Raw genomic sequence first — 14,215 nt, 5'->3', positions numbered from 1 at the left:
ATGAGGGAGGATCAGCGGCGCAAGGTCATCCTGGTGACAGACGGCGACCATATCGCGCAAAAAGCAGTGGAGAGCGTCGCGAAAGAGCTGGGAGGCAGGTGCATTTCGCTGTCTGCGGGAAATCCGACTCCTGTTTCCGGCAAGCAGGTGGTGGAGCTCATCAAGATGGCGCCCCACGATCCGGTCATCGTCATGTTCGATGACAACGGCGATTTTGGCAAAGGGCGCGGGGAGCGGGCGATTGAATACGTCGCCAGCCACCCGGACATCGAAGTGATTGGCGCGCTCGCAGTCGCCTCTCATACGAACTGGGTACACGGTGTGACGGTTGCCTATTCCGTCGACAACCAGGGGCAGATCGTAGAGGGGGCGGTCGACAAGGACGGATATGCGGATCAAGAGCTGCAGCATCATATTTACGGCGACACCGTCGATATTTTGAACACCTTGAAGCTGCCCAATGTCATCGGCATCGGAGACATCGGGAAAATGGACGGGCGCGACAGCTTGCAAAACGGCTGCCCGATCACCAAAAGGGCGGTGCAATGGATCATGGAAAGGAGCGGTGCCTATGGCGACAGTGACGGAGAAAAGACGCCCCATCTCGGACCGAATTGAGGAAAACAAGGAGTATCTAAACGACAGGCTCGGGGTAGGAAAAAGCTTTGACATCGGCGTCCACGAGTTTTTTGTGGGCAACACGAAGCTGCTTATGTACTACATAAACGGGTTTGTGGAGAGTCAGCTCGTCACGCAAATCATGCGGGAGATCAACGACTTGCGCGGCAGGGACGTCGCGGACAATTTGTTTGATACGCTGTTTTACAAGTTCATTCCGTTTTTTCAGCTCGTCAAAGTCGATACAACAGACGAGTTTATGGACAAGCTGCTGGTCGGGCAGGTCGGGCTGATTATCGACCACTCTCCCCATGCGATCATTATGGATGCGAAAGTGTTGCCCACGCGTACGCCGCAGGAGCCGGACACGGAGCGGATTGTTCGCGGGGCGCACGATGGCTTCACCGAGGCGATCGTGACGAATACGGTGCTGACGCGCAGGCGGATACGCGACGAGCGGTTGCGATTCGAGATCATGCAGATTGGCGAGCGCACCAAAACGGATGTCGCCGTCGCGTACCTGCAAGATGTAGCGAACCCGGATCTGGTGGACGAATTGAAAGAACGGCTGCAAAATATCCAGATCGACGGGATTCCGATGGCGGAGAAGACGATTGAGGAGTTCATCATCGGGAAGACGCTGAATCCGTTTCCGCTGGTCCGCTATACCGAGCGACCCGACGTGGCGGCGGTACACCTTTTGGAAGGACATGTGCTGATTTACGTAGACACATCGCCGAGCGTCATGATTACTCCTGCGACTTATTTTCACCACGTCCAGCACGCAGAGGAATACCGCCAGACTCCTGTCGTGGGAGCGTACTTGCGCTGGGTGCGTTTCTTCGGAATTTTGGTTTCGGTGTTCGTTTTGCCGATCTGGCTGCTTCTGGTAATGCATCCGTCGATGATTCCGGAGCCGCTTCATTTCATCGGCATTAAGGATAAAGGCAACATTCCACTGCTGGCGCAATTTATTATGGCGGAGCTGGGGCTAGATTTGATGAGAATGGCCGCGATTCATACCCCCACACCGCTTTCGGTCGCGATGGGGCTTTTGGCGGCGATTCTCGTGGGGGATGTCGCGATCAAAGTCGGGCTGTTTGCGCCGGAGGTCATTTTGTACCTCGCCGTGGCGGCAATCGGCATGTTTGCGACGCCAAGCTACGAGCTGAGCCTAGCGAATCGGCTGGTGCGCATTTTCCTGATCTTGATGGTCGGCTTCTTCTCGACGCCGGGCCTGATGATCGGCTTCCTCGCTGTCCTGGTCGGCCTGGCTGCGACGCGCTCGCTCAACACGCCTTATTTGTGGCCGCTCATTCCTTTTAACTACAAGGCGATGAAGGATGTCGTCGTCCGCCTGGCGGTTCCAAGCAAAAACCGGCGTCCGAGTATCGTTCGCTCCCAAAATTCCTCTCGTCAATAATATTCAGAAAACGGATGTCATCACCCATTGTCAAAAGCACAGGCTTGTAGTAAATTGATGGGGAAGCCTTACGATGCTTGTTATGTATGGCAACTGACGCATTGGGGTCGGTTGCCTTTCTCTATAGGATCTGGGCTGTTAGAATCGGCGGGTTTAGACTGGGAGGAGCCAATTATGTTTTTACACGGGACAAGTCGAGTGAACGAGCAGGGACATCTGGAAATCGGGGGCTGTGATACGACCAGCCTGGCAGCTACGTACGGCACGCCGCTGTACGTATATGACGAGGCACACATTCGCGCAAAGTGCCGCAGCTTTGTAGAGGCGTTCAGGCAAACGGGCTTCTCGTTTCAGGTCGCGTACGCCAGCAAAGCGTTTTGCACGATGGCGATGTGCAAACTGGTAGAGGAAGAAGGGCTTTCTCTCGATGTCGTATCGGGGGGTGAGCTGTACACAGCGCTGCAGGCAGGTTTTCCGGCAGAGCGCATTCACTTCCACGGCAACAACAAGTCGATAGACGAAATCAAGATGGCGCTGGATGCGAAAATCGGCTGTTTTGTGGTAGACAATTTTTATGAGCTTCACGTGCTTGCCGATCTGGCCGAGGAGCGCGGCGAAAAGATTGCGGTTCTCCTGCGCGTGACGCCAGGTGTGGAAGCTCATACGCACGAATACATTTCCACGGGGCAAATCGACTCCAAGTTTGGCTTTGACGTGCAAAACGGTCAGGCGCTGGAAGCGATCCGCTATGCACACGAGAGCAATCATCTGCACTTATTGGGCGTTCATAGCCATATCGGCTCGCAAATTTTTGAAACAGACGGCTTCCTCGTCGCGGTAAGGCGGTTGACAGAGCTTTTGGGCGAAGCAAAAGAACAGTACGGCTTCCTGCCAGAAGTATTGAACGTGGGCGGAGGCTTCGGAATCCGCTATGTGGAGGGCGACACGCCGCAGCCAGCCGAAACGTACATCAAGGCGATTACCGATGTCGTTCGCGAAGAGCTAACTGCGCGTGCAATTCCGCTCCCTGAGCTGTGGATCGAGCCAGGCCGCAGCATCGTGGGCGACGCGGGCACTACTTTGTACCGAATCGGCTCCCAAAAAGAAATTCCGAACGTCCGCAAATACGTCGCGGTGGACGGAGGCATGACGGACAACTTGCGTCCTGCCCTGTACAATGCGCAGTATGAAGCGGCGATTGCCAACAAGATGAACCAGCCTGCCAGCGAAGTCGTTTCGATTGCAGGCAAATGCTGCGAGTCTGGCGACATGCTGATTTGGGACGTGAAGCTGCCGCCAGCGGTTGCGGGCGATATTTTGGCTGTGACCAGCACAGGGGCTTACGGCTATTCCATGTCCAACAACTACAACCGCATCGCTCGTCCGGCTGTTGTGTTCGTGAAGGACGGAGAGGCCGAGCTGGTCGTCAAACGCGAGACGTACGCGGATGTAGTCGGCCACGACCTTTTGCCAAAACGGGCGCAGTTGCAACGCTAAGCGAATCAATAGACCAAACCCTTCCGACCATGCTGCGGAAGGGTTTTTATATTACCTTCACTCCGCATTCACGAAAAATTAAACCTTCCCTGCCATAATGGAGGTGGCGAGGAGGATCCAGCATGCTGTCGACTCTCATCAGACGATTTTGGCGCTTTCCTTATTTTTCCTTAGATAAGCGTCAATGGATGAAGACCGTCATTCGGCAGGAAATTAACAAAGGCCGCAATGTCGTCTTGTTTTACGTAGACATCGTAAAAATGACCGAAGTGGAGCAGCGCTATGGCGATACGAGCGCCAAGCGGGTGCTGCACATTTTTGAAGGCATACTGCCGGCGGTGGCCCGCCAGGCGTTTGAAATCAAGGGGAGGATTTTGGCGATTCAAAAGCTGTGGGGCGACGATTTCGCCATTTACGTTTCGTTTGGCGGGCAAGTGAGCGACGAAGATTGCCGCATGCTCTCCATTCATTTTCAGGAAGTGGCGGAGCGGCAGCTCAATCGCCAGGTCAGCTTCGTCAATCGGGAGGACTTGCGCGTCCATATCGGGTACGCCCCGATTGCAGGTCACGATATCGTGCGCGAGATGTACACCTCTGTCAAACACGCCGTCCACATGGCGAAGTACGGGATCACCTCGGAAAAATATACGCACATGACGCAGTTTCACAAGCTGCTTGCCGAAGAAAATGTACACATGCATTTCATGCCGATCGTTCATCTGCCCGACGGTCACGCCCTGGGCTGGGAGGCGCTGGCTCGCGGCCCGCAAAACAGCCCGTTTGCCACGCCTGCGACGTTGTTCAGCTATGCGGAAGAGACGGATACGGTTTTTCGCCTGGAGCACATTTGCCGCAAACGGGCGCTGGAGCAACTGCGCTACCTGAATCCGAACGAAAAGCTGTTTATCAACCTGGACCCGCGGGCGATTGACGATCCGTTTTTGCTGCGCGGCAAAGTCCAGAGCCTGCTTGCCAACTACGGACTCAACCCGCACAACATCGTCTTCGAAATTACCGAGCGCCACGCGATCACCAACTATGCCGTTTTTCGCAAAATTATCGAGGAATATCGCAAAAAAGGCTATTTGATCGCGGTAGACGACGCCGGAGCGGGGTATTCCAGCCTGGAATCCATTACGGAGATTTACCCCGACTTCATCAAGCTGGACATGTCGCTCATCCGCAACATTGATGTCGACCCGATCAAGCAGGCGCTTCTGGAGACGTTCGTGTCGTTTGCCGAGAAGGTCAACTGCAAAATTATTGCGGAAGGCATCGAAACAGAGCGCGAGCTGGAAACGCTGATGGACGTAGGCGTCGTCTACGGCCAAGGCTATTACTTGGGCAAGCCGGACAAGGGGATGGCGCAAGTGTCTGGCCAGGCGATGAACTTTTTGCGCTACATGCAGGAAAAACGAAGGAACGGCGAGCGCGAGGCGCTGATTGTAACGCCGGACATGACGGAGATTTTGGCGAAGACGATCTGTGTGGAAAAGCACGTCCGCGTCCGCCGGGTGCACGAAATTTTCGAGCAAAACCAGCGAATCGAAAGCGTCGTCGTGCTGGAGGAGGGGCGGCCGATCGGGCTGGTCATGCGCTTTTCCCTCTATCAAATTCTCGGCGGCCAGTACGGGATTGCGCTCTACTACGAGCGGCCTGTTTCCCACATCATGAACACGAATCCGCTCAAAGCCGGCAAAACCGACAGGCTGGACGAGGTAGCCAAGCGGGCCATGGCGCGGGACGCCTACCATCTGTACGACGTCGTCATCATCGTCGGCGAGCAAAATGAATACCTCGGCATCGTGACCGTGCAAAACCTGCTCGACAAGATGGCGTCGATCAAGCTGGAAATGGCCAGCTCCGCCAATCCGCTGACGGGACTTCCCGGAAATGTGCAGATTGAGCGCGAGCTGAACTTGCGAATCAAGCAGCGCGAGGCGCAGATGGTCATCTATTGCGACCTCGATCGGTTCAAATGGTTCAATGACCGCTACGGCTTTGAGGTCGGGGACCAAATTATCGTCCGGACGGCGAATTTGCTGCGTGAAGCGTCCCGGCGGTTCGGGAGCGGAAACGATTTTATCGGCCATATCGGCGGCGACGATTTTATTCTCATCACGTCGGCGCACGGAGTGGATGCGCTCATCGCTTTTCTGATTGATTCGTTTTCGTCGTACTTCGCGGACATTTATGAAAAGTGCCGGATGGGCGAAGAGGTGCAACTGTCGATGTCGATGGCCGGAGTGGATCTCGGCCCTGACCTGTACACGAGCGCGGAAGCAGTGGCACGGCGGGCGGCAGATGTGAAAAAAACGGCCAAGTCGCATCCCGGCACGGTGTTTGTCCACGACCGCGAATGCGAGCAGCAGACGGGCGTGGAGGTATAAATTGGACGGGGACCTTTGCGCGTGGTAAAATAGGAACGTTAACTTTACAAGGTCTGGAGGCTCATCCATGAAAAAAGCGCACATCACCATGGAAAATGGTAGTCAAATCGAGCTGGAGCTGTTCGATCAGGAAGCTCCGGGAACCGTTGCGAACTTTGAAAAACTGGCAAACGAAGGCTTCTACAACGGTCTTTCGTTCCACCGTGTCATTCCTGGCTTCGTAGCTCAAGGCGGGTGCCCGTATGGAACAGGAACAGGCGGGCCAGGCTACACCATCAAATGTGAAACAAAAGGAAACCCGCACAAGCATCTGCGCGGTGCGCTCTCCATGGCGCATGCAGGCAAAGACACAGGCGGCAGCCAGTTCTTCATCTGCTACGATTCCTTCCCGCACCTCGATGGCGTACATACTGTGTTTGGCCGCGTGACTTCCGGCATGGAGCATGTCGACGCGATCAAGCAAGGCGACAAAATGGCAACCGTAAAAGTCGGAGCCGAATAATCAGCGTTTTGCAGCACCGGCGGGCACAGGCTTGCCGGTGCTTTTTATTGCGCCGCGAATACACTTGTAAGCCTATCCATCTGCTGGTATCCTATAGGGTAGACGATTTTTTGCCGAGCAAAGTCGATGGACTTTTCACAAGCTGCGTAAACAAGCTGCCTCGACATAGCATGATATGCTGGCTTGGGGGGAACGGCTTTGCCTTAGAGGCTGTTAAGGGGGAACCAATGGATCTTTTTCACTTTGATTGGAAAACGGTACCGTTTCGCATGATTGCATTCGTTATCGCTTTCAGTTTGCACGAATGGGCGCACGCCTTTGTCGCCTGGAAGTTGGGCGACGATACCGCCAAAAATGAGGGCCGTTTAACGATAAATCCAATCCCGCATATCGATCCGTTCGGTTTGATCCTCATTCTGTTTGGACCGTTCGGCTGGGCCAAGCCTGTGCCGATCAACCCGCTGCATTTTCGCGGGAACAAGCGGTTGGGCATTGTGTACGTGTCAGCGGCGGGGCCACTGATTAACCTGGTGCTGGCGATTCTTTTCTGCGTCATTTACATACTCGTAAGCCTTTTCGGCGTGATGGACGGCATGAGCGACAAAGCGGCGTTTGCGCTGGAGACGACGCTCCGATTCTGTATCATCATCAATATCGGTCTGTTTGTGTTCAACTTGCTGCCGGTTCCACCGCTCGACGGGTACAAGATCGTGCGTTTCCTGTCGCCGAGACGCTGGGATGGCGCTTTTTACAACTTTGAAATTTACGGCCCGTGGCTTTTGCTGCTCTTGATCTTTATCCCGGGGGTTAGCTCCATGATCTTCGGAGTTCCTATGGGCATGATGCTGAACTTTGTGCAACAGATTGCAGCGGGCATCGTGAGCGCGTTCATTTAAAGGAAACGAGGGGACGTCTTTTGGCATACAGCATCAAACTTGATTCCTTTGAAGGGCCCCTTGACCTTTTGCTGCACCTGATCGACAAGGCGGAAGTGGACATCTACGACATCCCGATAGCGGAAATTACCGAGCAATACCTTGCGACGATCGATCAAATGCAAGAGCTGCAATTGGACGTCGCCAGCGAGTTTGTCGTCATGGCGGCGACGCTTCTCTCGATCAAGAGCAAGATGCTGTTGCCAAGAAAAGAGGAGCACGTGTTTCAGCCGTTTCTCGATATGGATGTCGAGGAAGTGGACCCGCGCGAGGAACTGGTGGCGCGGCTGTTGGAGTACAAGCGCTACAAGCTATTGGCCGAGCAGTTGCGCGAGATGGAAATCGGCCGCAACCAGGTGTTTACCCGGCCTGCGGAAAGTCTGGCGCCGTACGTGCGCGAGGAAGATCACACGGTCAAAAACGTGACCTTGTACGATCTGATTAACGCTCTGGAAAAGCTGGTGCAAAAAGCAAAAGACAAGGAGCCGATGACAAAGGTTTCCCGTGACGAAATCTCGATCAAGGACAGGATGACGCAAATTCGCCAGCTAGTGCGTGTCGGCGGCGGAATGGTGCGCTTTTCCCAGCTTTTTTCCAAAGGGGCGACCCGTTCGGAAATCGTGACGACATTTCTCGCTTTGCTGGAGTTGATGAAGGCAAAGCACATTACATGTATTCAAAATCAACTGTTTCAGGACATCATGATATGTGATGCGGAAGGAGCCCAAAACGATGGACTATGACAAGCTGAAAGGCGTGATCGAAGGCTTGCTGTTCATCTCGGGGGATGAAGGCATTGATGCCAAGGAGATCAGTGAAATCGTCGAGGTGTCGGAAGAAGAGGTCGTTGATTTGATCGAGGACATGAAAGCGGACTTTCGCCGGGCAGGGCGCGGCGTGCAAATCGTGGAAGTGGCCAAGGCGTATCAATTGACCACCTTGCCCGAGCATGTTCCGTATTTCGAACGACTGGCAACCTCGCCGGGACAGTCGACGCTGTCCCAGGCCGCATTGGAGACGCTCGCCATCATTGCCTACAAGCAGCCTTTGACGCGTTCGGAAATCGAAGAAATCCGCGGCGTGAAGTGCGAAAAGGCACTTAATACGCTTTTGTCGAAACAGCTCATTCGCGAAGCGGGCAGAGCCGAGGGGATCGGACGCCCGATTTTGTACGCCACGACCAAAGAGTTTCTCGAGCATTTTGGCCTGCGCGAAATTTCCGATCTGCCGGAGCCGCCCGTCAATCTGGATATCGAGGAAATCCGCATGGAAGCATCCGCGCTATTTGGCAAGCAGGAAGAAAAGACAAACGATTAGTCAGTTCGGACAGTTTTTCGTACTACCTCCCGACTCGTCCCCATATATATGTACAAACCTGTGTATCGTTGTACTTTTGGGATGGGGAGGACGTTTATGAACGTGCGAAAACTTCTGTCCGGCGGACTCGTCGTTTTTCTTTTTATACAGCTCCTGTTGGCTCCGGTATCAATCGCAGAAGCCCAAGCGCCGCCGAGCCTGTCTGCCGAGGGGGCGGCCCTGATTGACGTTGCCAGCGGGCGGATTCTCTACTCGAAAAACGGCACGAAAAAAATGCGGATCGCCAGCCTGACGAAGACGATGACGGCGATTGTCGCGATTGAGACCGGGAAGCTGGACGATGTGGTGACCGTACCACCGGAAGCGGTAGGCGTAGAAGGCTCGTCCATCTACCTGAAGCGCTCCGAGAAGCTGACGCTGGAAGAGCTGCTCTACGGTCTGATGCTGCGCTCCGGAAACGACGCTGCCGTCACGATTGCCACCCATATCGGCGGCTCTGTCCCCGGCTTTACGTATCTGATGAATGAAAAAGCCGCCTTGATCGGGATGGAGCATACGAATTTTACCAATCCGCACGGGCTCGATGACAGCAACCAGCATTACTCCACGCCGGAAGATATGGCGAAGCTGTCCGCCTATGCGTTGCGCAATCCCGTCTTTCGCCAGATCGTGTCCACCAAAGTCAAGGATATCTCCTGGGAAGGGGAAGAGTGGGACAGACGGCTTTTGAACAAAAACAAGATGCTGCACCTGTACAACGGAGCGGACGGCGTCAAAACAGGCTATACGAAGCTGGCGAAGCGTTGCCTCGCAGCATCGGCCACGCGCGACGGGCGACAGTTGGCGACGATTACGTTGAACGCTTCGGATGACTGGAACGATTCGGCGAAGCTGTTGGACTACGGATTTGCCCAGTTCCCGCTGAAGCAACTGGTCGGGGAAGGGCAGGACGTCCAGCCGGAGATGCCGCTCACGATGGAAGCAGGGACCCATCTGGTGACACAAAACGCGTTTCGCTATCCGCTCCAGACTGCGGAGGAGGCGGGGATTAAGCAGCGCGTGGTAGTGGGCCAATCGACGATTACCCCGAAGATGGATGGGCAGCTTGTCGGCTTTTTGCAGCTTTATTTGAAGGAACAGATGATCGGGCAGGTTCCGCTGCTCGTTCGCGCGGACGCCCCGACGAGCAGCCAGCCGCTGACGGGCGCGCATGCGTTTTGGAAGCAACTCTGGGACATCGTGGCAGGGGGGCTGTGGAGTGCTTAATGTCATATGGCTCGGACTGATTGTCATTAGCATCGTGGTGGCAGCCGTCACCGGGCGGATGGAAGCGGTCAACGCCGCTGCCTTTGAAGGAGCAAAAACGGGCGTCACGGTATGCTTTGGCCTGCTGAGCGTGCTTGCCTTCTGGATGGGCATCATGAAAGTCGCAGAAAAATCAGGGCTGCTCGCGCTGTTGTCCAAAGTCTTGGCGCCGATCATCCAACTGCTGTTTCCCGACGTGCCAAAAGGGCACCCTGCCATGGGCTATATTTTGTCGAACATGAGCGCCAACCTGCTCGGACTTGGCAACGCGGCGACGCCGATGGGACTGAAAGCCATGGAAGAGCTGCAAAAGCTCAACCCGGATAAGCAGCACGCCTCCCCGGCGATGTGCACGCTACTTGCGATCAACACCGCGAGCATCACGATCATCCCTACCACGATGATTGCCATCCGGATGCAGTACGGCTCGGTCAATCCGGTGGAGATTGTCGGCACGACGCTTGTCTCTTCCTTTGCCGCAACGATCGTGGCGCTTTTCATCGACCGCTGGTATCGCTATCGTCACTTACGACGTCACAGTTAGGGGGAAACCGTATGTACCAATGGGTGTCCCTGCTCTCGCTATGGGCGATTCCCGTTACGATCGCGTTTGTCCTTTTATACGGGTGGAAGAGAGAGGTCCCGGTTTACGAAACATTCGTCGAAGGGGCAAAAGGGGGGCTGACCACGACCATTCGCATCTTGCCCCATTTGATCGCGATGATGGTCGCAGTCAGCATGTTCCGCGAGTCGGGGGCGCTGGACTTGCTCTTGCGGGGAATCAAGCCTGTGCTCGACATGCTGCATTTTCCCGAGGAACTCGTGCCGCTCGCCCTGCTGCGTCCGCTGACCGGGACGGGCTCGCTTGCGATTGCGACCGATCTGATCGCCCAGTACGGGCCGGATTCGTTTTTCGGCCGGTTGGCTGCCACGATGCAAGGCAGCACGGACACGACGCTGTATGTCTTGACCGTCTACTTCGGCGCTGTCGGGATTCGCAATTCGAGCTACGCGCTGAAAGTAGGTTTGTGGTCTGACCTGGCAGGGGTCATTTTTTCCTTGCTGATCGTCTCGTATGTGTTCTCCTGAATCGAAAACAGACATGTCGGATGAGAAAACTTCCTCGAACGCCGGGGAAGTTTTTCCCTTTTTCTTGTCCACACTGGTAAGAATGGGTATGATGTTGTAGAGGTGATCCAACAATGGAACGTTTGCAAAAGGTATTGGCGCATGCTGGAGTCGCCTCTCGCCGGCATTGTGAGGAACTGATCGCACAAGGACACGTGCAGGTGAATGGACAGGTCGTTCGCGAGCAAGGGATGAAGGTCGATCCGGCGACTGACCGGATTACGGTAAAAGGCCGGGAAATCGCGCTGGAAGAGCACGTCTACTATTTGCTGTACAAGCCGACAGGCGTCATCACGAGCGTCACCGACCCCCGCGGACGGCGGGTAGTGACCGACTTGCTGACAGGAGTAAAAGAGCGCGTCTATCCGGTAGGACGTCTCGACTATGATACGTCAGGCTTGCTGCTCCTGACGAACGACGGCGATCTCGCCAACAAGCTTGCCCATCCGAGCTATGAAATCGACAAGGTGTACCGCGCCTGGGTAAAAGGCGTGCCAAGCCAGGAAAAGCTGAAAAAGCTCGCGACCGGGATTCGCCTGGAGGACGGCATGACTTCGCCGGGGGCATCCAGACTGGTGAAGGCAGAGCCAGGCAATGCGAAGGCGCTTATCGAGCTGACCATCCACGAAGGACGGAATCGGCAAGTCCGGCGGATGTGCGACGCGATTGGCCATCCCGTTTTGACGCTGGAGCGCATTCGCCTCGGCTTTTTGACGCTGGAAGGCTTGCGGCCAGGCCAGTATCGTCCGCTGTCGCGGCAGGAAGTAGACAAGCTCAGGCAGGGACTGATTCAAAACAGGCGGGGCCGAGGGGCAAAACTGTGATTCGTTCAAAATCTGTTCATAAGTTATGCGCTGGCGGAAAATCTAGGAACGCTATAATAGAATGGATAATGCCTGCAATTTATTTGTAGTAGATGGGAGTATGGGCAACATGAACAAAAGCAATCGTACATATGTCAGGATCGCGGTATTGGGTCTGCTGCTTGTCGCCCTGGTTTTTGCACTCTACTCCAGCTTCGTGAAGGACCCGAATGCGGTAAAAGTAGGGAGAGACGCTCCGAATTTCAGCCTGGAGCAGCTCAATGGACCAGAATTGGCCCTTGACGATTTGAAAGGGAAGGGCGTCGTGCTCAACTTTTGGGGGACGTGGTGTGAGCCCTGTAAAAAGGAAATGCCCGCCTTGCAGGAACAATACAGCAAGTTCAAGGACAAAGGACTGGTTGTACTCGGCGTGAACATCGGCGAGTCGCCGGTTGCCGTAGAGCCATTTGTGAAGCAGTTCGGCGTCGAGTTTCCGATTTTGCTGGACCGCCAGTCGCAAATTACGAAGCTGTACCGGATCGGTCCGATTCCGACGACCTTTTTCATCGCGCCTGATGGAGAAGTGAAGGAAATTTTTATCGGACAACTAAATGAAGCGATGATTGCGGACAAACTGTCCAAAATCTTGCCGTAAGCGAGGAGCAATATGGATCAGCGAAAATGTGAATGTGGACATACGAATCCCGTCGGAACGCTGCTCTGTGAATCGTGCGGGAAGCCGTTGAATGTGGAAGTGTTCGAGCAGATACAGTTTCCCGACATGCGCTACGAAGGGATGGCACGGCGTTCCCAGACGTACACGAAAAAGTGGATCGACCGAATCTGGAATACTTTTTCCTCGGTCAAAATTGCAATCGGTATCATTATCGTTATTCTGGTTGCCTCTGCCGTCGGAACGGTGTTTCCGCAGCAGCAATACATACCTGTTCCGGTGCCGACAGAAGCCGATGTGGCGCGCTTCTATACCGATACGTACGGGACGCTCGGAACCGTTTACTACGGGCTGGGCTTTCACAATCTGTACTCCTCCTGGTGGTTCGTGACGCTGCTCGTGCTTTTGGGAACTTCGCTGGTCATCTGTAGTCTCGACCGGGTCGTTCCGCTCTACAAGGCGCTCAGCAAGCCGCGGCTCAATCAGCACAAGTCGTTTTTGAAGGGGCAGAAGCTGTTTGGCGAAGGAGAGCTTGCGCCGGACGCAGATCAGGCGGAGCTTCTGGAGCGCTCGGCCGCCGTCCTGAAGAAAAAAGGCTACCGGATTTTCCGGGCAGAGCGGGCGATCATGGCCGAAAAAGGCCGCTTCAGCCGCTGGGGCCCATACATCAACCACATCGGTTTGATCCTGTTTCTGATCGGTGTGCTCATGCGCAATATCCCTGGCTTCTACTTGGACGAGTTCGTCTGGGTGCGCGAGGGACAAACCGTTGCGATCCCGGAGACGCCCTACTACATAAAAAGCGAGAACTACCAGACGACGTACTGGTCGGAGGAAGAAATGCCGGAGAAGCTGGAGTTGAACGGGGGCGTAATCCCGAAAAGCTTCCAGACCGATGCCGTCCTGTACTTGAACAAAAACGCGGACGTACCGGGCAAGAAACCCGATCTGGTCGAAGTGCAAAAAGGCCCGATTATCGTCAACCACCCGATGATCGAAGGAGATATTGCGATTTATCAGTCAGGGGTACAGGAGATGCAGCTCGGCGCTCTCAACTTTGTGCTGGTCGACGTGAAAAACGGAGACAAGGAGCTGGGGGCGTTCAAGGTCGATCTGTACAATCCGGCAGTAGAGCAAGAAGTCGCCGCCGGAATCAAGGTGCGAGTCCTGGATTACTTCCCGGATTTCATAATGGGCAGCGACGGCAAGCCTGCTACGAAAACGAACCTGCCGAAAAATCCGATGGTCGCGCTGGAGATTGTGGATGAAGCTACACAGCAAAGCGAGAAGCTGGTCTATTTGCAAGGCTCGGTTTTGACGCAAAAATCGGATGCCCGCTTCGGCCTGACCTTCCACAAGCCTGATCTGATCGACATCTCCGGCTTGAACGTGCGGATCGACAAGGCCGTGCCGCTCATTTACTTCGGGGCGTTTATCTTTATGATCGGTGTCGCGATGGGCTTCTTCTGGCAGCATCGCCGCATCTGGGTGCAGACACAGGATGGAACGATTTTGCTGGCAGCGCATACGAACAAAAACTGGTTCGGGCTTCGCAGGGAAGTGGACGGTTTGGTTGAGCAGTTGCAGCTCCCTGTAACCATCGAAGAAAAAACGAAGGCGTAAA

General features: G+C 54.9%; 14 protein-coding genes. All 14 read left to right on the top strand.

Going from position 1 to position 14,215, the window contains the following annotated elements; translation table 11 throughout:
* Positions 1-618, top strand: coding sequence for a stage V sporulation protein SpoVABEA (gene spoVAEA / locus AC3WQH_RS04680; protein ID WP_005836014.1), 618 nt, complete (start codon positions 1-3; stop codon positions 616-618).
* Positions 572-2,041, top strand: a complete 1,470-nt coding sequence (locus AC3WQH_RS04675) for a spore germination protein (RefSeq protein WP_005836013.1) — start codon at positions 572-574, stop codon at positions 2,039-2,041. Before spoVAEA ends, AC3WQH_RS04675 begins: the two co-directional genes overlap by 47 nt.
* Before the next feature lie 174 nt (positions 2,042-2,215).
* Positions 2,216-3,538 carry a diaminopimelate decarboxylase gene (gene lysA / locus AC3WQH_RS04670; RefSeq protein ID WP_005836011.1) on the top strand — a complete coding sequence of 441 codons (1,323 nt, stop codon included), beginning with the start codon at positions 2,216-2,218 and terminating at the stop codon, positions 3,536-3,538.
* 122 nt (positions 3,539-3,660) lie between these two features.
* Entirely contained in the window at positions 3,661-5,928 is a 2,268-nt protein-coding gene (locus tag AC3WQH_RS04665; protein ID WP_492331919.1) for a GGDEF domain-containing protein, read from the top strand.
* 67 nt (positions 5,929-5,995) lie between these two features.
* Positions 5,996-6,430 (top strand): peptidylprolyl isomerase, encoded by a 435-nt coding sequence (locus tag AC3WQH_RS04660; RefSeq protein WP_005836006.1) that lies wholly within the window; start codon positions 5,996-5,998, stop codon positions 6,428-6,430.
* Between the two features lie 227 nt (positions 6,431-6,657).
* A complete protein-coding gene (locus tag AC3WQH_RS04655) occupies positions 6,658-7,326 on the top strand; it encodes a site-2 protease family protein (protein ID WP_025843773.1) in 669 nt (222 codons plus the stop codon).
* 20 nt (positions 7,327-7,346) lie between these two features.
* Positions 7,347-8,108: a segregation and condensation protein A gene (locus AC3WQH_RS04650; RefSeq protein WP_005836001.1), complete on the top strand. Its 762-nt coding sequence runs from the start codon at positions 7,347-7,349 to the stop codon at positions 8,106-8,108.
* Complete coding sequence (gene scpB / locus AC3WQH_RS04645) at positions 8,098-8,682, top strand: SMC-Scp complex subunit ScpB (RefSeq protein WP_005835999.1); 585 nt, start codon at positions 8,098-8,100, stop codon at positions 8,680-8,682. The genes AC3WQH_RS04650 and scpB overlap by 11 nt, the downstream gene beginning before the upstream one ends.
* 96 nt (positions 8,683-8,778) lie before the next feature.
* Entirely contained in the window at positions 8,779-9,948 is a 1,170-nt protein-coding gene (locus AC3WQH_RS04640; RefSeq protein ID WP_025843774.1) for a D-alanyl-D-alanine carboxypeptidase family protein, read from the top strand.
* Entirely contained in the window at positions 9,941-10,531 is a 591-nt protein-coding gene (locus tag AC3WQH_RS04635) for a nucleoside recognition domain-containing protein (RefSeq protein WP_005835995.1), read from the top strand. Before AC3WQH_RS04640 ends, AC3WQH_RS04635 begins: the two co-directional genes overlap by 8 nt.
* A gap of 11 nt (positions 10,532-10,542) precedes the next feature.
* Positions 10,543-11,076, top strand: coding sequence for a spore maturation protein (locus tag AC3WQH_RS04630; RefSeq protein ID WP_005835993.1), 534 nt, complete (start codon positions 10,543-10,545; stop codon positions 11,074-11,076).
* A 113-nt stretch (positions 11,077-11,189) separates the two neighbouring features.
* Entirely contained in the window at positions 11,190-11,939 is a 750-nt protein-coding gene (locus tag AC3WQH_RS04625; RefSeq protein WP_005835992.1) for a pseudouridine synthase, read from the top strand.
* 109 nt (positions 11,940-12,048) lie between these two features.
* Entirely contained in the window at positions 12,049-12,573 is a 525-nt protein-coding gene (gene resA / locus AC3WQH_RS04620) for a thiol-disulfide oxidoreductase ResA (RefSeq protein ID WP_005835990.1), read from the top strand.
* A gap of 12 nt (positions 12,574-12,585) precedes the next feature.
* Positions 12,586-14,214, top strand: a complete 1,629-nt coding sequence (gene resB, locus AC3WQH_RS04615; RefSeq protein WP_238500571.1) for a cytochrome c biogenesis protein ResB — start codon at positions 12,586-12,588, stop codon at positions 14,212-14,214.
* The last annotated feature ends 1 nt before the right edge of the window (position 14,215 follow it).

Source organism: Brevibacillus sp. FW301-21C12A, assembly GCF_058788915.1.
This window is presented reverse-complemented; position numbering and strand designations above follow the sequence as displayed.

What these genes read in the sequence shown, in the direction of transcription:
- AC3WQH_RS04640 (WP_025843774.1), top strand. Translation starts at nt 8,779, where the DNA reads ATGAACGTGCGAAAACTTCTGTCCGGCGGACTCGTCGTTTTTCTTTTT.
- AC3WQH_RS04675 (WP_005836013.1), top strand. Translation starts at nt 572, where the DNA reads ATGGCGACAGTGACGGAGAAAAGACGCCCCATCTCGGACCGAATTGAG.
- spoVAEA (WP_005836014.1), top strand. Translation starts at nt 1, where the DNA reads ATGAGGGAGGATCAGCGGCGCAAGGTCATCCTGGTGACAGACGGCGAC.
- AC3WQH_RS04630 (WP_005835993.1), top strand. Translation starts at nt 10,543, where the DNA reads ATGTACCAATGGGTGTCCCTGCTCTCGCTATGGGCGATTCCCGTTACG.
- scpB (WP_005835999.1), top strand. Translation starts at nt 8,098, where the DNA reads ATGGACTATGACAAGCTGAAAGGCGTGATCGAAGGCTTGCTGTTCATC.
- AC3WQH_RS04665 (WP_492331919.1), top strand. Translation starts at nt 3,661, where the DNA reads ATGCTGTCGACTCTCATCAGACGATTTTGGCGCTTTCCTTATTTTTCC.
- resB (WP_238500571.1), top strand. Translation starts at nt 12,586, where the DNA reads ATGGATCAGCGAAAATGTGAATGTGGACATACGAATCCCGTCGGAACG.
- AC3WQH_RS04660 (WP_005836006.1), top strand. Translation starts at nt 5,996, where the DNA reads ATGAAAAAAGCGCACATCACCATGGAAAATGGTAGTCAAATCGAGCTG.
- AC3WQH_RS04655 (WP_025843773.1), top strand. Translation starts at nt 6,658, where the DNA reads ATGGATCTTTTTCACTTTGATTGGAAAACGGTACCGTTTCGCATGATT.
- lysA (WP_005836011.1), top strand. Translation starts at nt 2,216, where the DNA reads ATGTTTTTACACGGGACAAGTCGAGTGAACGAGCAGGGACATCTGGAA.
- resA (WP_005835990.1), top strand. Translation starts at nt 12,049, where the DNA reads ATGAACAAAAGCAATCGTACATATGTCAGGATCGCGGTATTGGGTCTG.
- AC3WQH_RS04625 (WP_005835992.1), top strand. Translation starts at nt 11,190, where the DNA reads ATGGAACGTTTGCAAAAGGTATTGGCGCATGCTGGAGTCGCCTCTCGC.